Source organism: Blastopirellula marina (assembly GCF_002967765.1).
Lineage (GTDB): Bacteria > Planctomycetota > Planctomycetia > Pirellulales > Pirellulaceae > Bremerella > Bremerella marina_A.
Genome location: NZ_PUHY01000010.1, coordinates 231,833 through 248,754, shown reverse-complemented (window position 1 = coordinate 248,754; position 16,922 = coordinate 231,833). Strand labels below are relative to the sequence as shown.

Annotated in this window: 15 protein-coding genes; 3 read left to right on the top strand and 12 right to left on the bottom strand. The window is 54.8% G+C overall.

The features are described from left to right. Positions 1-3: 3 nt before the first annotated feature. The 4 genes from C5Y83_RS29415 to C5Y83_RS12020 form a co-directional block, all read right to left on the bottom strand. Entirely contained in the window at positions 4-174 is a 171-nt protein-coding gene (locus tag C5Y83_RS29415) for a hypothetical protein (protein ID WP_158262331.1), read from the bottom strand. Beyond that, a complete protein-coding gene (locus C5Y83_RS12030; protein ID WP_105329987.1) occupies positions 164-889 on the bottom strand; it encodes an MBL fold metallo-hydrolase in 726 nt (241 codons plus the stop codon). The genes C5Y83_RS29415 and C5Y83_RS12030 overlap by 11 nt, the downstream gene beginning before the upstream one ends. Before the next feature lie 197 nt (positions 890-1,086). After that, entirely contained in the window at positions 1,087-1,503 is a 417-nt protein-coding gene (locus C5Y83_RS12025; RefSeq protein WP_105329986.1) for a hypothetical protein, read from the bottom strand. A gap of 21 nt (positions 1,504-1,524) precedes the next feature. Continuing rightward, a complete protein-coding gene (locus tag C5Y83_RS12020) occupies positions 1,525-2,445 on the bottom strand; it encodes a DUF1559 domain-containing protein (RefSeq protein WP_105329985.1) in 921 nt (306 codons plus the stop codon). A gap of 496 nt (positions 2,446-2,941) precedes the next feature. On the opposite strand from C5Y83_RS12020, the gene C5Y83_RS12015 reads away from it, so the two are divergent. After that, the gene (locus tag C5Y83_RS12015) at positions 2,942-3,910 is read left to right on the top strand and encodes a DUF4261 domain-containing protein (RefSeq protein WP_105329984.1); all 969 of its coding nucleotides are present in this window, start codon (positions 2,942-2,944) and stop codon (positions 3,908-3,910) included. Positions 3,911-3,919: 9 nt separating this feature from the next. On the opposite strand, the gene C5Y83_RS12010 is transcribed toward C5Y83_RS12015, so the two are convergent. Both C5Y83_RS12010 and C5Y83_RS12005 read right to left on the bottom strand, forming a co-directional pair. After that, a complete protein-coding gene (locus C5Y83_RS12010) occupies positions 3,920-4,585 on the bottom strand; it encodes an ester cyclase (RefSeq protein ID WP_105329983.1) in 666 nt (221 codons plus the stop codon). 49 nt (positions 4,586-4,634) lie between these two features. Next, entirely contained in the window at positions 4,635-5,654 is a 1,020-nt protein-coding gene (locus C5Y83_RS12005; RefSeq protein WP_105329982.1) for a putative zinc-binding metallopeptidase, read from the bottom strand. 328 nt (positions 5,655-5,982) lie between these two features. On the opposite strand from C5Y83_RS12005, the gene typA reads away from it, so the two are divergent. Next, entirely contained in the window at positions 5,983-7,791 is a 1,809-nt protein-coding gene (gene typA, locus C5Y83_RS12000) for a translational GTPase TypA (protein ID WP_105329981.1), read from the top strand. Between the two features lie 76 nt (positions 7,792-7,867). Here the strand turns inward: typA and C5Y83_RS11995 are convergent, their stop codons facing one another. The 4 genes from C5Y83_RS11995 to C5Y83_RS11980 form a co-directional block, all read right to left on the bottom strand. Then, entirely contained in the window at positions 7,868-9,394 is a 1,527-nt protein-coding gene (locus C5Y83_RS11995; RefSeq protein WP_158262330.1) for a reverse transcriptase family protein, read from the bottom strand. Positions 9,395-9,784: 390 nt separating this feature from the next. Further along, the gene (locus C5Y83_RS11990; protein ID WP_105329979.1) at positions 9,785-11,446 is read right to left on the bottom strand and encodes a metal-binding protein; all 1,662 of its coding nucleotides are present in this window, start codon (positions 11,444-11,446) and stop codon (positions 9,785-9,787) included. After that, positions 11,443-13,332: a hypothetical protein gene (locus C5Y83_RS11985; RefSeq protein ID WP_105329978.1), complete on the bottom strand. Its 1,890-nt coding sequence runs from the start codon at positions 13,330-13,332 to the stop codon at positions 11,443-11,445. Before C5Y83_RS11985 ends, C5Y83_RS11990 begins: the two co-directional genes overlap by 4 nt. An 89-nt stretch (positions 13,333-13,421) precedes the next feature. Further along, positions 13,422-14,726, bottom strand: a complete 1,305-nt coding sequence (locus tag C5Y83_RS11980; RefSeq protein ID WP_199195031.1) for an acyltransferase family protein — start codon at positions 14,724-14,726, stop codon at positions 13,422-13,424. A gap of 235 nt (positions 14,727-14,961) precedes the next feature. On the opposite strand from C5Y83_RS11980, the gene C5Y83_RS11975 reads away from it, so the two are divergent. Continuing rightward, on the top strand, positions 14,962-15,522 hold the full coding sequence (locus C5Y83_RS11975) for a DUF6891 domain-containing protein (protein ID WP_105329976.1): 561 nt from the start codon (positions 14,962-14,964) through the stop codon (positions 15,520-15,522). Positions 15,523-15,586: 64 nt separating this feature from the next. Here the strand turns inward: C5Y83_RS11975 and C5Y83_RS11970 are convergent, their stop codons facing one another. Together C5Y83_RS11970 and C5Y83_RS11965 are read right to left on the bottom strand one after the other, a co-directional pair. Further along, on the bottom strand, positions 15,587-15,982 hold the full coding sequence (locus tag C5Y83_RS11970) for an immunity 22 family protein (protein ID WP_105329975.1): 396 nt from the start codon (positions 15,980-15,982) through the stop codon (positions 15,587-15,589). 313 nt (positions 15,983-16,295) lie between these two features. Continuing rightward, the gene (locus C5Y83_RS11965) at positions 16,296-16,913 is read right to left on the bottom strand and encodes a hypothetical protein (RefSeq protein ID WP_105329974.1); all 618 of its coding nucleotides are present in this window, start codon (positions 16,911-16,913) and stop codon (positions 16,296-16,298) included. Positions 16,914-16,922: the final 9 nt, after the last annotated feature.

Here is a 16,922-nt window from a genome sequence, read left to right as displayed (position 1 = left end):
CAGTCAAGCCTCGGTAAACAGGTAGACGTTAAGATGCTCGTTTCCCGATTCTGGCTTATATTTGCCATCGTATTCGGCGTGATCTGCGTGATACCGGTTTGGCCCAGCAAAAGTGGATCGCTCTTGCCGTTCGCCTGCTCGCCATTTTGCTTCCGAAGTGTGACTACGCTCCATCAAAGTTCTTCTGGATGACGCTCGCCAGGTCCAGCAGCATAGCCTCGGCGTTCCCTTGAAACGACGAACCGTGCATCACGGCCAGTGTTTGTGGCTTGAGCTGGGCCAGCCCTTGGAGCACGCCTTCGGTTTGCGAGGTGTACGGCATGTAGCCGGCAAGCGGGCCTTGCGAGAGTAGCTGCATGCCGGCCTGGGTTGGCTCGATTAGCGAGTCGGTGGTGATTGGTGCGACGTCACCGAAATGATGAAACAGGTCAGAACAAAACAGCGTTTGCGTAGTTTCCTCAAACAATACACCCGCGTCCCAGCCATGGGGAATATGCGGTGACGGATAGAAGCGATAGCGATACTTACCGGTTTCAAGCACATCGTCCGGTGTCATTCCTTTAGCGGGACGAATGGCAAAGTCATCGACACTCACAAGCTTGCCGACCAGCGTACAAACCGGCTCAGCGTTGGGTGCGATACGCAACCAATCGTTTAGACCGCCACATTCGTCCGATTCAAAATGGCTCCACGCGACGTAGCGTAAACTGGTCGGGTCGATTAATGTCTTGACCGCCTCCAGTAGCGGTGGAAACATCTTTTTCAAACCGGCATGAAACAATAGCGGCTGCTCGTCACGCACCAGAAAGTGGTTGAACTGCATGTTCAGCTCAGGCACAAATCGTGACAAGCGAAACAGATCGGGGGCAATTTCCGTGACGGTAGTCATCGAGGGGCGACCTCTGCGCGGTAAAAGAAGAGCGTAGGAGGGGGTTGCCGTACGATAGCGGTCTGGCCCACGAAAGTCGAGCTGGTTTTCTACGACGCTACAATTCGCATCGGCGCAAAAAAAAAAACAGGCAGGCTACCGCCGGGGATGACGGTTGCCTGCCTGAGAGAGAGTAGTCTCTTTTTATGCGATGCTGACTAGCCTTTGCTTTTCAGCTCGAAGTTTTCTTCCATTTCGTTCTTGTCCTCAGCCACGGTGACGGACAAAGTCGATTCGCTATTGAACTTCCGCGGAATGAACATCTCGCGAGCAGGCGACTTCTCGCCTGGATTCACTTCGACGAACTTACCGGGAATATCGCGGTAGCCGATGATTTCGATCTTCTTCGAGCCTGGCGAGACCGAAGCCTCGTAAGCACCTTTCTGAATCGGAGCAGCATACGTGTTGCTGCCGTCATCCGCTCGGAAATAGATCTGACCATCGTCGACCGGGGTGCCGTCTAGAGTGACGGTCCCCTTCACGTCGACCATTTTGGGGCCCGCTTCACCGAAACAGCCTGTCATACCGACCAGTGCGATAGATGCCAGAAGCAAAAGCGTCTGAAATCGTTTCATGGTTGTTACTTTCCTCGTTCCTTAATATTCCGCGATCACTTCGCCGTTCTGGCGAGTGCCCAGTGCCTGGTAGGTTTGGCGATTGATGGTTTCTGGGATGAACCGAACCGAACCGTCACACAACGCTGCCATGACACCACCTGGGTGATAGCTGCGAGCATAGGTTTCGATTTCGGTCGTGCTTCCGACAGAAACGCATGGGGAACGAGGGAACGTGGTGCTCTTACATGCGTAGATACGATCAGGAACCGTGGTGTTTGGCGGCTCGTAGCAGGTGAAACCAAAGCCACCCCATTCAGCACCACCCCAATAACCGCCTGGGCCGCCCCAGCCGCCGGTATTGTTCGATCCACGAATGATCGCTTCGCTGAAGGCCAGCGTATTGCTGGTACCGTCAATGATCGACGCGAACTTGGTCTTCGAGGCGCGGTAGAAGATACCGCTGTTCTCACCTGTTCGATTGATGATTTCGCCGCCGCGGCAACCGACATAGCTTCCTTGAAAACCATCGCCACCCGATCGCGTACCACCCGAACCGCCCACGGCTGGGCAGGCACCGTCCGAAGGGCACTGCAGTGCTTCGACTTGCAGATCCTTGATCTCCGGCGGGGTATCCATGATCCACTGACCGTTCCAAGCCATGTACTGATCGTAAGCAGCACCCTGTTCGATGAACGGGAGAATCCGCTGATACCAGCAGTCTCGCTTCAACGTCTGCATCAAGCCAGAGTCGAGCCAACCGTACGGAAAGACCTTGAAGGTGTCGTGGTAGTTGTGCAGCGACAACCCCAACTGCTTCATGTTATTGCTGCAACTCATACGGCGAGCAGCTTCACGCGCTTGCTGCACAGCCGGCAACAACAGGGCGATCAAGACACCGATGATCGCAATCACCACTAGTAACTCAACGAGCGTGAAACCACGCCGTGACCTTAGAACCATGAGTTCCTCCCTCATGCCCAACAAAGAGCCAAAAATAGAAATAGAAAAGAAAAAGACGGATTCGCGCGAAAGGTCTAAATTCAACTCGTGTTCCAAAATGTCCATAACAACTCAGCGGTGCGCAAAATAGATAGGGGAATTGCGCAATAGGGAGTGTATTGGCTTGGATATCGTGCTTTCGGGGAGAATCAACCGCGATGGTTTAGGGGCTGTTCCCCCACAGTAATGAGAAAGAAATGCTCTACGGTTTTTCTCAGAACGCCTTAGATGGTTATCGCTTGAGCAGGTGGTTGCCAGTTTTGATAGCACGTTATATCAAATTCTGATTTCTAGACTTAAACACTTACACCGCTGGGGAATGGATACTCCCTGGCATAGGTATAATGCGAGCGAATTCTTCCCTGGGGTTTGGGGATTTGATCACAAACGCCCTGGTCGCTAAGCTTTGCGGAACTGCTAACGACGACGCTTTCGACCAAGAGGAGCACCACGCGGCATGCCCAAGGGAATATTCACGCAAGGAGTGATCGTTCTCACGAACCGATCGATCTCCATCGACGAAGTGGCTGCTGCGCTTTCTGGTTTTGAGCTTCGAGGGGTGCGCGAAGGGAGTGACGAGTGGGCGCTGGGCGGTACTTCGCTCCAAATTTCATATGACGAATCGGTCAACGGAATCGTCACGCTCGATGCCATCGATCACCCCTGGCCGGATCACATGGGAGATCCGAAAGATGAAGCCATCTTGTTCGGGGCCTGGGCGATGGGGAACTTTGGCCCGTTCGCCTACCCAGGCGGATTGTCACGCGCTTCCCAGCAATCGTGGAACTGGGAAGGTGGACGCAATATTGCCGACCAGCACACCGGTTTTATCCGCTTGCGTGTGACCTATGTTCTGGGGGCCAGCGAAGACGCGGTTGTCATGCCGGAAGGTTGCAACCCTGTTGCCGAACTGGAGTTCTGCATGAAGCTGGTCCAATCGCTGCTAGAGATTCCAGGCACACTTTGTTACTACAATCCCAGCGGCGAAGTCTTGCGTGATCAGGATACATTCCGAGAAAGCTTGAACTTTGCCTGGGCGAACAAGTTACTGCCGCTCGATCTGTGGTCGAATGTCCGGCTTTTCAATGTCGACGAAACGTGGTCGATGATGGACACCGTTGGTAACTGGCAACTTGATTTGCCCGACTGCGAGGCCTGTTTCTTCAGCGAAGCGTATGAATTCAACGACGTCGACAACTTCCTGCGCAACGTCACCTTATATCTGATTGAAAAAGGCGAGGTCATCGAAGATGGTGATACCATGGATGGCCCTGGCGATATTTCATGGCAGGCCGAGCTACAAGAGAACAGCTTGTGTGAACCGCCCCGAATCGTCCTTCGCTGGATGCCGCTAGACGATCGCGAGGTTCCCGACGAGATTCTTAACGCCGACGAATCCGATGAATCGGACGACGAAGAAGAGTAAACCGAAAGGTCAAACTGGTTTACTAGGATTGCCCGTCAGCTTTTGCACAAGGTCTTGCACATCCCAATGATCGCGGGCCTCGATGATCTGATCGTTGGCGTACTTTGCGAAAGAACTGCCGCGGAGGGTTACTTCTTTATTGGTTGCGGCAATTCCAAGGAAGTCCCCAATGTGTTTCTTCTCGACATACCAGTGAGCCACCGCATAGTCAGGACCTCCAATAACGTTTTCGACCCAGATTTGCAGCGGATCGAAGGCGGCGAGAATCGCTGAGACTCGTTGACGGATCATTTCTCGGCCTTGCCGTGTCTCCCCTTCCGCAATCAGGACCACGTCGGAGTGCATCAACTCGTCGATCGCTGACAGATCGCGTTGGTTGTAGACGCGTTCGAACCACTCGTGAACCAGTTCAGCCGGCGGTCGTGAGTTTCTGTTTCGGAGCAACTCGGTCAACGGAACTTCGCCGATCTCGGGAGAAAGCCTGCCGTATGCTTCTAGAACGTCTTTCACCGTTTGCAGTTGGACCGGGCCACCCCTTTCCAGCTTGCGAATCAAACGCTCGGTATAGCCAGCGCGTGAAGCGGCCTCTTCCTGGGTAAGATTGACCGTATGGCGAAACTCACGCAGGCGGTCGCCATCAACGGGCACGCTTCGAGGGTCGTCGGCTCGCGACATGGGGAAAGCTCCTTTGGAAAGGTAACCTAGCGAGCTTTCCCCGTTGGCGTCAAGCCTCAGAAGTGGGTCCCTCTTCCGCGAGGGTGTGCATAAATCGTAATTTCTCGATCACTGGCTCCGTGAAGACCTCCGGGACGAGATCGAGCAGGCCGATCTCTCGGTTGAACTCGTTGGCCATGATCCCGATTTCTCGATAGGCCTCGAACAGTTCGTCGAAGTCATGCGCCTCGAATCGCTGCTTTTCTTCCTCGAAGTGATCGGCCGTCGTGACAATGGCGACCATATCCAGATAGGTGGCAAAGCTCTCGGCAAAGTCTTCCCACGGGTGCATGCTGGCATAGCCCGAGACGTATTGTTGCTGCCAGTTGGCTTTCGGCCCGTTGGCGTAGTAAGCCTTCTGGGCATCAGCGTACGTGGGGTTCTCTTCATTGCCGAATAACTCGCGGAAAGCCTCCAATTGGTACGGCTTTACCAACAGGTCCCAGTAGTAGTGTCCCAGTTCATGGCGGAAGTGCCCGACTAACGTTCGCTGCGGTTCGCCAAACTCGACGCGTGTCTGCTCGCGATGGACACTGTCCGCTTCTTTGATATTGAGCACGATCAAACCGTTGGCGTGTCCGGTACTTACAGGTTGGGCTCCGTCCGCTTTGAATTCAAATTTCAATGGTAAGAGTTCGTCCTGGTCGGGCATCCCAATCGGGAGACCAATCGCTTCGACGACATACAGCACGCGTCGTTTGGCAGCTTCCAGTCGCCGCCATTTCTCCAGATTGCCAGCAACATTCAGGTCGGGAATCACCTGATTTAGTCGGCAAGTGGTGCACAGCGTTTGGTTTTCTTCTTCAACCAATACGCCGCGATTACAAACGGCGTGATCAACACGGTTTTGGCAAGGCTTTTGAACCTGGCCACAGCCGTTGCGAAGGCACTTCCAGGTTCCTTCGTCTTGAACTTCCATGGCCGAAACCTGGCGGCATGCCGGACACATGGCGACTGTTCGCTGGCAGGCGACACAATTGGTACTGCCGAAAAACAGCTTGCTATGACAAACGCAGCGAAATGTATGCATGGGAAACCCGCTTTCCGTCGACAATCGTTGTTAATCATGAAGACGGCCCCGCGGCTCGCCCTCCCCCGTCGGTGAGAATCGTACAGCGAGGTCAGACCAAGAGAAGCTGGCAATCAGCAACCTTTTGTGGGCGATGCCCCTCTATGGGCGGGGTGCCTTTGTGACCACGTTCCATTCACACAACGTTAACCCGACGGAAATTATTGTCCCGTTTCATGTGGATTTGTGAATGTAAGGGCGGGTCCCCTACCCCAAAAACGTGTGAATCTGATAGGATTCGGGGTTATCGAACGAGAAGTAACGGCCTTCTATTTATCACGCGAAAAGTATGCGACGCGACGACCTTCGGAATATTGTCATCATTGCCCACGTCGACCACGGCAAAACAACCCTGGTGGACTGCTTGCTGCATCAAAGTGGCCAGTTTCGGGAGAGTCAGCTTTCCAGCGAGCGAATCCTCGATTCGAACGACCTGGAAAAGGAACGGGGCATTACCATTTTGGCGAAGAACATCGCCCTGCCCTACAACGGCGTGAAGATTAATATCGTCGATACCCCGGGGCACGCTGACTTCGGTGGTGAAGTTGAGCGCGTGCTGAGCATGGCCGATGGTGCTGTGGTGCTGGTCGATGCCGCCGAAGGCCCGATGCCACAAACTCGCTTCGTTCTTTCGAAGGCCTTGGAAGTTGGCCTGAAGCCAATCGTGTTGGTCAACAAGATCGACAAGATGGATGCTCGTCCGCATGAAGTGATCGACGAGGTGCTCGACCTCTTCCTGTCGCTCGGCGCTCAAGACGACATCGCCGACTTCCCGTACCTGTTTGCCAGTGCCAAGGCAGGCTTCGCTTCGGAAGATCCGGAAGTCCGCGAAGGGGACATGCGACCTCTGTTGGACCTGGTGCTGAAGCACATTCCTGGTCCTGACGTGAACCCGGAAGAGCCCCTGCAGATGCGTGTGACGACGCTCGACTGGTCCGAGTACACCGGTCGTATCGCAATCGGCCGCATCAAGTCGGGCAAAATTAAGAAGGGACAAAGTGTTCTCGTCTCGAAGGCAGACGGCGAAATGCAACGCGGCCGTATCGTGGCCTTGCATGCCTTCGAAAATCTCGGTCGTGTCGAAGTCGAAGAAGGAACCGCCGGTGATATCATCGCCGTGACCGGCTTGGACGATATCGATATCGGCGACACGATCTGCTCGCCGGACAAGCCGAATCCCCTGCCACGCGTGGCGGTGGACGCCCCGACGCTTGAGATGATGTTCACCATCAACACTTCTCCTTTGCTGGGCAAAGACGGCAAGTACGTGACCTCGCGTAATCTCCGTGATCGCTTGGAGAAAGAACTAGAACGCAACGTTGCTCTGCGTGTTCGTCCTGGTGAAACGGCCGATAGTTTCCTGGTTAGTGGCCGCGGTGTGCTGCATCTGGCGGTGTTGATCGAAACGATGCGTCGCGAAGGGTACGAGCTGGCCGTTGGCAAGCCGCAAGTGATCATGCGTACCAACAACGGCGTCAAAGAAGAACCGTACGAACAACTCGTGATCGAAGTCCCATCCGAGAAGATGGGCCCGGTCATGGAACTGGTCGGCGAACGTCGCGGTGAGTTAGTCGAAATGCAGCCGCGTGGTGATTACACACAGGTGATCTTCACCATCCCATCACGAGGTTTGATCGGGCTGCGAACCAAGCTGCTCAACTCGACCCAAGGGGAAGCGATCGTGAATCATCGCTTCGAGGAATACCGACCCGTCTCGGGCGATGTTCCTCGCCGCGCCAACGGTGCGATGATCTCGATGGTCAGTGGTAAAGCGGTTGGCTTCGCCCTGTTCGCCCTGCAGGAACGTTCGGATATGTTCGTCCGTCATGGCGACGAAGTGTATGAAGGAATGATCGTCGGCGAAAACTCGCGTAGCGACGACCTGACGGTCAATCCGACCAAGGAAAAGAAGCTGACCAACATGCGGGCCTCCGGTTCGGACGAGAATATCGTTCTTCGTCCACCGAGAGACATGAGCCTGGAAGTTGCCTTGGAATACATCGAAGACGACGAACTAGTGGAAGTCACCCCGAACCACATCCGCCTGCGAAAGATCCTGCTAAAGGAAACCGATCGTCGCCGCCAAAGCCGCAAGTAAACGCGGATTCGGATAGACCATTCAACGATCCAAATGCCCACGCTTGCGTGGGCATTTTTCGTATCAGGCTTGGAAGCTATAACGCTTCGTACGCCTCGCGCAGCTTTTGTCCTTGCTGGGGATTGACCATCTCGACGTAGGCAATCATCCCGGTGACCCAGCCACTGAAGTTGGTGTGGCCGATGCGGTTTTGTCGTTCGAGTCCCTCGGACTTCGCTTTGTGTAAGATCGAACGCAACTGACGGATTGTTTTCCGATCAATTGAGGGCCGGTCGTTCACCACGATTCCGGTGACTGATTGCTGAGCATGGCGACGAAGAACGCGGGTCTTCGATTCTTTGACCAGAAAGCCTTCTTCACTTGTCAGGTGACGCACTCGTGCCATTAGATAGGCGACCTTCTCTTCGCTTTCTCGACAGGAAAACGAGAGGTCGTCGGCATAGCGGGTATATTGCCACTCGATGGAACGAGCCATTCCGGCGAGTCGCTTATCAAGCCGCCTGGCAATCAAGTTTGAGATCGCTGGACTGGTGCACGCACCTTGCGGGAGCGAGCGATTGCCGACCGCGACGTGCAATGTCTCGCTGCCGGAACGAATCACCCGCCGAGGTGACTCGGTTGTAAGCAAAGCCAAGATCGTAGCAACCGCCGGCGAGTAACCAAACCCACGAAACAGACCAGCCACTCGGGCGAAGTCGATCGTTGGGAAGAAGTCTTGCAGGTCGACGTTCACAAGCACCTTCGCACCCACGTGCGGTGTTGCTCCGGTCAGTGTGCTGCGTCCCGGCACAAAGCCATGGGCGGCGTCATGGGTTGGTAGCTTGGCCAGGATACTCTCTAATATCCAGCGCTGTGCGTCTTCCAGATTCTTGTGCGGGCGGCTGATTGTCCGAACTCCGCCCGATCGTTTCGCGATTTGCCACGAGTGATAATGGGTCGTTTTGCTGGCTGGATGATGATAACTCAGCCAACGCAGTGTCGCGACCGGAATGCCCATCGCTTGCGCCAGATCCGCCGGTGAGGACAACACTGGGAGGCTGCTTGCTTGTAGCCGTTCCACGTTCGAGCGACGGTCGGCCAGGCCGCGTGATACACCCCGGCCTAGAAAAACAATATCGGTCGCTTTTCGTTCGGCGATCGCGGCCTCTCGCTCTTGCTTTCGCTGAGCGGCACGCTGCTTCATTTCCGCTTTCCGCGCGGCTCGGGCATCGCGTGCAGCTTGAACGGCTGCATGGCCAGCATGCTGGATCACATGGTAATCGGTGCGATACTTGGCCATTTCTTCGCCGATGTGATGGATATCGGCGAGTTCTTCAGCATCAATCAGCCCCATGCCGACCATCGTTTGATCGATGACCCGAATCCGCGGTAGCGAGGTCGAAGGGATCACGTTCAAGGGATCCCAGTAAGCCGATTGCCAGCCTGGTTGCGACGTCGCATCTAATGCTTCGTCTTGCGATAGGGGCTGAAATCGCGACGCATCGAGCCCGGCGAGATTGCTAGTTTGCGGTTGTTCGGGTGGCGACGGATTGGACGCGGGAGCCGACGGTGTTTGGGGCGTGTTGGGGACCGTGTAATCACGATTCTCAACCGAGGCCGGCATCTGCGACGGCACCGGTTGGTCGGCAGAAGAATCCCGCCCCGAGGTGATCCACTTTGTCAGTCTGCGAAAGAAATTCATGCGTAAAGAGATGACCGGAGCGGGTGACGATTCAACTTCACGTCCGCGGACCGAGGTCGTTCACCAAGGCCACTAACGACATCTAGTGCGTCGAAAGCCTCGGCTTGTCCTGGTCGACGCACTAGATGTCGTTAGTGGCCAACCGAACAACGACCTTGGGGAAGAATGAGAGGCAAAACTCGACCACGGCGGATCGCCGCAGCAAGGTAGTCTTGAGTCGTCACCTCGCTCCCGTCATGACTCCTTAGTTTTTAGGGTGTTGGGGGTGAAATTTCAATAGTTGAACGTTGAGTTTATGATCGCCAGTCGTGACTAAGCGGGCTGCTTTGTTCGATCGAATGTGAGCCGCAGTGCCTGAATGTGGCGACAGGGACCGTTGCGAATGCCCGACTTGCGATGCCAGCCGCACAAGCATTTTCCACGTCGTATCATGCCATCGCCATCGATCATCGTTTCACAGGGAAACGTATCAACTTTGCCCGTGAGAATAATGCCACCACGCGGTCCGGCTATGGCCTCATTCAGCGTCCCCTTCCCTGATTTGGCCAAGTCTTCCGCGGCTTGCATTTCTGGGTGTGGCGGTGCAATCTCTTTGTCTGAGAGTGGCAGTGGTAAGATGCTTCGCCAGCGATACAGCCCGGCATGCAGGTCGAAGATAACTTGTCCGCGTAATGCCAACTCATTCAAAGCAGAGGAAACAATTGGTTTGGCCAGGTAAGCTTTACCAGCAATCGCGTCGAGTGTTGCCGCACGCTGATTGCTAAGCGACTCGGCGATCGACGCTACGACAGAGTCGCGCGCTTTCTCTTGCGGCATTAACATGTCAACCGCGCTGCCGGCCGACCAATCGTTGGTTGTCCAGCCACTGAGTCCGAGCGTCAAACGCATTGGGCCCATGCGCACGACCCAAAAGCTAGGCAGGCCGGTTCCCAGCAAGTAAACATCAACTCCATCGGCCAGCGGCAGCAGGCGAGAAAGCGTCAACAAGCGTCGACGTCCCCAGATACGAATCGGCTCGCAAGCTGCTCCTTGATACGTCGCACCATGCGCATCGATCGTTTTCTCCCAAGGTTCGAGTACCAGACGAGGCGTCTGTCCTTCGGTAAGTTCAAAGCGAATTGCCCGCGGGCTGGTCTTGGCCTTACTACGCCTCAGAAACGCCAGCAGGGAATAAACCGTGGCGGTCGGCAACGTGACCTTTCGCATCGGCATCGCCATCGCCGATTGCAGGCGGACAAACCCGCTTAGCCATCCGTCAGGCAGTTCAATCTTCTCTTCCCGATGCTCGCTACTACCGCCGTCGGTGGCCACTTCGAACGCCGATGGATCGATCTGAAACCGGGTTTGGCGGTAGGTTCGCAGCGATTGAAAGCTCTCGTACAAATCCCACGAGTAATCGACATTCGTCGTGCCAAGTTGTGTCTGCCCTGATTCGCCGAAGCCATCACCGCGATCGACGGTTAAGCAGCCATAACTCGATTGATCGACTGAGAAGCACTCGAAGAAGACAACGTCATCCGCCACTGTGATCACGGGATCGTACGGCATCAAACGCCGCCACAGTTGTTCATTCTCTTGCCGCAAGCGTTTGTTCAGCATCTGCCGAGCCGCCCAGTATCGTTTGAGGGCGGCCGCGTGTTGCCGCTTTAAATCGGCGGAGGGCTTTTCGATATCGCCGCGGGCAATCGCGTCACGTTTGTCTTGCATCGCCTGTTGACGGAGAGCTTGTTCCTGCTTCCGTTGTTCGACAAGCCACTGCTGGTAAGCGGTCTTGTCGCGTGGCTCGAAGCGAAGGTCGTTGATCACCACATCGTGCAGCGCGCTAATAGCCTCCCGAAATTCCAACGGTCGATTGAGTGCACCATCGAAGGAGACTTGTTGCCGGGCCAGGTTTGGCGCCATTTGCAGCAACTTCGCCCCGCCTGAGAGTTCGTACAAACCGCTGCGACTGGCGTACTTCATGCTCACATTCATCGCGAGCTCCTTTCGCTATTGCGGACAACGCTGGGCGGTTCGTCCCAACTCCACTCGGGGATTGCTTGACTGGCTTGCGTGGTCAAGTTCGGATGGCACTCGAGTATCGTGGCGATACCAGATAGGCCAGCGGCACGTTCCGGTTCGCGAATCGAACGGGCTGCGATTGCCAAAACGGAAAGCACCACCTCCGCATGCTGTGGTTCACGAATCGCCAGCGAACTAAGCTGTTTGATCGCTTTTGGTTTGCTGCGAGAGCCTCGGTCGACACACAGAATGACTGCGGAAAGGACACGGAGGTACTGCTCAGGCGAGAGTGTTTCCGTCAGCCGTTGGGGAGACTGATCGACAACGCTTCCCAGCAACGATAACAGTGCGAAACGTACTTCATCGTACGGCGTTTCGACCAGCTTCAGCCACAAGCGAGGATCGTACTGAAAGGGCTCTCCGGTCGGATTGGCCTCGAACGTGGCGAGCGAGAAGACATCGTCTTCGATCAGGGTTGCCGTCAGCCAACGACAGGCCGAATGACGCACGGCGGTCGAATGCGAATCGAAGAATTCGGTCAGCTGTTCCGGGGAGTATCGTTCGCCTTGGGCAAGTTCGACAATCGCCCAGTCGGCAATCGGTTCCGCTTCCCACTGACAGCTGGCCCCGGCCAGACGGCACAGCTGATCTGGCGACAACGGTCGTTGACGATGCCGCGTCTTCAGCCAGGTAAGTCCCAGGCGAGCGATCGCCGCCGGTCGTGCCAGGGTGAGTTCGATCAATTGTTCTTCGTTGAGCCGACTGGGATCGATGTGTTCGTGCATCGCCTCGCAAATGACCGGCAAAATCGAGAAGTCCGCTTCGTCCAGCAGTCGCAGCCAGGTGGTGATCTCGACGCGAGAAAGCGATTTGTGTTTGCGAAACAAGTCGACGGCAAACTCGCCGACCGTGGCGTCGCCGCTGGAAAGAAGCTGCAACAACTCCTCGATCGAAACATGCGACAACCATTCGGCGTGCACCGTGCGGAGCATCTCGATCGTCCACATGCGGACAAACTGACTACGGGCTGTTGCGAGTAATTTCCACAACTGACCCGCGGCCGCGTCCCCTTCCCAAACGGCAGGCAAATAAGGGGCGGCCTTCAACGTGGCCAACGATTGTTCGCGGACGATGTTGGTATGCGAGTCCGTAAACGCAATTTCCGGGGCATGGAAGTAACACGCATGCATCAGCGACCAGTTGTCGAGTATCGCTTCGCCACAATCAAAGTGAGAGTTGTTGTAAAGAGCGAGAGCCGAGCTCATCGCTTCGACGTAGCGTTCTGGCTGGCGATAGGCCATGTGACGGAAGAAACGCCACACGCGCCGACGGAGATAGGCCCTTGTTTGCTGCGTGAATAAGCGATTCTGCGGAACATTGCGAATATCAGGGAGCGGCCACTGGTACGTTTTGCCAGCGTACTTGTACTCGCGAACGCGCCCGGTTTCCTCACGCACGGTTTTGTTGGGGGCAGCGAAAAGATACTCGCGCTGATAATACGTTCGCAGCCGATAATCGTACGTATATCCCTTGATTCGTTTCCGACGCACAAGCCGATCGAGCACAACCAGGAAATGAGTCAGCAGTTCGATGTCTTCGTTCTCGATCGCCGTTTTGAACGCCCGCTTGAAGACAACTTCATGCCCTGGGAAGTTGAGCCTGCGATGCAGATATTTGATCAGCTGCTTCCTGGCCCAGGGGCTTTTGTCTTGCACCCAGCGGGTCGAGAAGTGACGCAGGAAGTCGTACGATTCAAACTGCACGAAGCAATCGAGAAACCCGTCGTCCTTCGTGGCATACAATTCGTCCAGCAGGATCTTCGAAGGCTGGCCTCCGGACGCTTTCTTGGGGTCTGCCATGCGGTTACGTCCATGAATCTAAGAAAAGTCTATCAGGGCAATAGCATAGCGGATTGAACGCGGGAATCCAGTATTTTCATTCCAGGCCGCTACACCTTCACATAGATCTTACGCCAGTCCATCACCGCCACGATCAGCCAGTACACAACCAAAAGACTAACGCTGTACAAGAACGATCCCAGACGCGGGTCGACGCCTTCCCAAGTAAAGACATTCTGGTAAAGCCACGGCAGCGTACTGGTCCACCCATTGCTGCCGACCGGGTGCCAGCGAAACATGGCCAAGGTCTTCACGACCAGCGAGCTGAACACGAAGATAAACAGCGGGTTCTTACCGAACACCTCGAAGAAGCGGAACACGCCCCCCAGTACCCACCGCGATGCGGATGCCAGACGGGGAAAGCTGCCATCTTGTTTCGCGGGAACATCGAGCCAAAACACAATCGCGGCCAATACCAGCGTTGCCAGCCCGCAGGTATGCAGCACGAAGGTCGACGTCCAGATCTTCTTATTCAGTGGGAAGAGAAACTGCCAGAAGTAGGCGATAGCTAACAGATGCACACCCACAATGGCCAAGCGGCCAATGAGGGCCAGGTTCTTTTCGCTGCGAATCATGGTGACGCCGACCCACCAGCCAATCATCACTTGGGCGATCGAAGGGATCGTACCCAGCAGCCCTTCCGGATCGAAGGGAACCCCTTCGCCGTGATAAAGATGCTTCTCGCCGAATAGGTCTCGGTCGATCTGCGTACCGATGTATCCTTCCAAACTATAAGGATCGGCCGGATCACCCAGCCACCAGCAAGCGATCCAGTAGCCAACCAGAATCAGCGTCGCCGCGCTGAGCACCCACTTCGTCTGACCGCCGCGGGCCAACAGCCAAATCAGGATCGCCGCCCCGCCGTAGCTGAGCGCAATTCGCTGAAGCACGCCCATGATGCGGCGGTCTTCCAATGCCTTCCAAGCCAGGTCGCCTGCTTCGTTCCAATAGACAAACGGGAAATAGCCCAGCAGAAAACCAATCACAAAGATCAGCACCGTTCGTTGCAAGATCCGCCAGATCACCTGGTAAGCCGGCAAGTCACGCGTTTTCTCCAGCACAAAGGCCAACGCGTTCCCCACCGCAAACAGGAAGAACGGAAACACCAGATCGGTCGGCGTGCAGCCATGCCACGAGGCATGCTGAAGCGGTGGATACATGGCCGACCACGAACCAGGATTGTTCACCAGAATCATCAGGGCGACCGACGCCCCGCGAAACACATCGAGCGAGCGAAACCGAACCGGCTTGGCTGGCTTCTCAGGCGTTTCCCCCGTTGAAGTCGTTTCCAAGTTGTCGTCAACAGCGATCTCAGGCCCGCTCGTCATCGGTACGGCTTCCCAGGGAATGATCATCACGCCGTCCCGCAGCCGAAACGAACAGCACCCATTGGGGCAAACCCTGCAACCAGCGTCAAGCAGTGAAGCGGATAGCTTTTTCAGAGATTCCGCGAAGAAAAAATGACAGTCCCCGCTCGGTATATTGCTGTCGACCCTGTGTCTCTCAGTTTCAGTTTTGCTATTCTATCCATCGCGTTAACCCGCGCTGGGCACTCGAATAATCAGCCAAAGTAACGAACGAGAAGAATCAATGCTCTCACAGGAAACGCGGACCGAAATTGCGGTGATGGTTCGATACGGTTTTTACGGTCATGGACAACTCGTCGAGATATTTACCGAAGAGATGTACGCCCCTGGGGAGTTAGATCCGAAAGAAGTTGTTGTGGCGATCGACGCTCAGTTTGCTGAATACGAACTAGAGAAGCTTCAATACCCAGACGTTACCGATTGTGATCGTCTGGATACTGCTTTCTCTTTAATGAGTGAACAAGGTATCATCGCGATTCAGAATGCCGGTTACACACAAAGTGATGGCTATGATGACGTTCGTGACTTCTACGCCCGTTGTCGCGATCAAGATTCGATCCTCGGGTATTGCTTCTATCATGGCCAAGATCTTGAGCGGGCGGTTCTAGGGCAAGGACTCTATTTCGCGTTTGGGCCGATCCAGCCTGCGGATGAACAAACAGTTGGCGTTGAAGTCGGTAACATTGTCCGATCGTCATTGGAACAAGCGGGCCTATCAGTGAATTGGGATGGGACGTTTGAGAAGCGACTAAGTGTGCCCAAACTTGTATGGCAAAAGCGTTGATCCGCAGTTCTCGGGAACTTGTTTACAAATGGAGCGCGTGTTCTGCTATGCAAAACCTGCTCTATTAGGAACGTTTCTCCTCGCAGTGTGCCAATTCAAAATTCCCCACAAAATCAAGCGGAGAGGTCGCTGGCCACTGTTCGATGTGCAGTTCATGCCTTAACAAAGCAACGACGCAGTTGGCCGATTGAATTCCCATTTGCTCGGCAGCCGCATGCACGGCATGGCAGTAGGAAGGAGAGAACGCCAGCGGGTGCAGAAGCGCTTCAATCGAAATCGGATCAGGCACCAGGTTGCCCGTTAATAGCTCACGATCATAGAAGTAATCGTGCATATCGACCGCGAATGGATTAAGAGGAGTGGCACGCGAGATCTCCTCGCGATCGATGTACTCGGCAAATTCATGCGGAGTAAGATTGCCCAGCCACACACAAACGGAATTGTCGTTTTCGACCAGCATGGAACTTGATCCCCATTCTATCGGTTGGAAGAGGGCAAGCCGCGTACTGAAAAGAAGCGGGAACGCCGTGCACCAGGTACATACGTCCCTACCATTATACCCACGTTCTGAGGAACGCTAAGAACTCTTTATCTCGTTGGTAAGAACTTGCTAAAGTTGATCGAGTTCGTGGGGTATTGTGTCTACAACCGGCGCGAACTGGCTGGGGGGATGCGTCACTGGCCGGCGAAAAACTGTGAATGGATGCAGGCTGTCACCATCATATACACCCATTTCGCAAGGCACCTGAAGACATGCCAGCTAGTACATTACGTTATTTGCCGTACGCAGCACAAAGTCGCTGATGCCAACTTGCTGAGTTGACGTGTTGGGATAGACGTAAAACGGTTTCTGAATTGGATGTATCAGGGAATTGTACGCCCGTTAAAACATCATCCGCAAAGACCTCGCCATTCATTAGTTTTAAGGATTGGGCTTCCAGTAGAACGCTTGTGAGAAGTTCTTCAAAGAACTCGCATATCTGTCGATTGTCGAAACCGGCGTCGTATGTCGGGTCGTACTCGAGATGAATAATGTCGTTTAGTTCATCAAAGAGATCATGAAATTTACTCGCGCCGTTCCACTCGCACGCATGGACTTGTTCTACATTTGAGGATGGAGTGTTGGACGCGAGTTTCTGTTGTAGATCAGGATGATCCTTTAACATTTCTAACAACTTAGGATCAAGGGACAAGTCGCCAGAAACATGATTTCGCTGCAAGTCGGCACTCGTGGCGAAGGCAGTTCCTAAGTCTCGATAGCCGGAGGACGGATAGAAAACTAAGCCACAGATTTCGCCCTTGGTGTGAGTAGACTCAAGCCGAGTGACGACATTCGCGAATGCTGCCTTGGTAAGATAAGTCAATTCGGAGTGGCGTTCGAATAACGTCATATATTGGCT

Excerpts from the sequence above, each read along its gene's own strand:
- C5Y83_RS29415 (WP_158262331.1), bottom strand. The coding sequence starts at position 174 with ATGGAGCGTAGTCACACTTCGGAAGCAAAATGGCGAGCAGGCGAACGG.
- C5Y83_RS12030 (WP_105329987.1), bottom strand. The coding sequence starts at position 889 with ATGACTACCGTCACGGAAATTGCCCCCGATCTGTTTCGCTTGTCACGA.
- C5Y83_RS12025 (WP_105329986.1), bottom strand. The coding sequence starts at position 1,503 with ATGAAACGATTTCAGACGCTTTTGCTTCTGGCATCTATCGCACTGGTC.
- C5Y83_RS12020 (WP_105329985.1), bottom strand. The coding sequence starts at position 2,445 with ATGGTTCTAAGGTCACGGCGTGGTTTCACGCTCGTTGAGTTACTAGTG.
- C5Y83_RS12015 (WP_105329984.1), top strand. The coding sequence starts at position 2,942 with ATGCCCAAGGGAATATTCACGCAAGGAGTGATCGTTCTCACGAACCGA.
- C5Y83_RS12010 (WP_105329983.1), bottom strand. The coding sequence starts at position 4,585 with ATGTCGCGAGCCGACGACCCTCGAAGCGTGCCCGTTGATGGCGACCGC.
- C5Y83_RS12005 (WP_105329982.1), bottom strand. The coding sequence starts at position 5,654 with ATGCATACATTTCGCTGCGTTTGTCATAGCAAGCTGTTTTTCGGCAGT.
- typA (WP_105329981.1), top strand. The coding sequence starts at position 5,983 with ATGCGACGCGACGACCTTCGGAATATTGTCATCATTGCCCACGTCGAC.
- C5Y83_RS11995 (WP_158262330.1), bottom strand. The coding sequence starts at position 9,394 with ATGCCGGCCTCGGTTGAGAATCGTGATTACACGGTCCCCAACACGCCC.
- C5Y83_RS11990 (WP_105329979.1), bottom strand. The coding sequence starts at position 11,446 with ATGAATGTGAGCATGAAGTACGCCAGTCGCAGCGGTTTGTACGAACTC.
- C5Y83_RS11985 (WP_105329978.1), bottom strand. The coding sequence starts at position 13,332 with ATGGCAGACCCCAAGAAAGCGTCCGGAGGCCAGCCTTCGAAGATCCTG.
- C5Y83_RS11980 (WP_199195031.1), bottom strand. The coding sequence starts at position 14,726 with ATGATCATTCCCTGGGAAGCCGTACCGATGACGAGCGGGCCTGAGATC.
- C5Y83_RS11975 (WP_105329976.1), top strand. The coding sequence starts at position 14,962 with ATGCTCTCACAGGAAACGCGGACCGAAATTGCGGTGATGGTTCGATAC.
- C5Y83_RS11970 (WP_105329975.1), bottom strand. The coding sequence starts at position 15,982 with ATGCTGGTCGAAAACGACAATTCCGTTTGTGTGTGGCTGGGCAATCTT.
- C5Y83_RS11965 (WP_105329974.1), bottom strand. The coding sequence starts at position 16,913 with ATGACGTTATTCGAACGCCACTCCGAATTGACTTATCTTACCAAGGCA.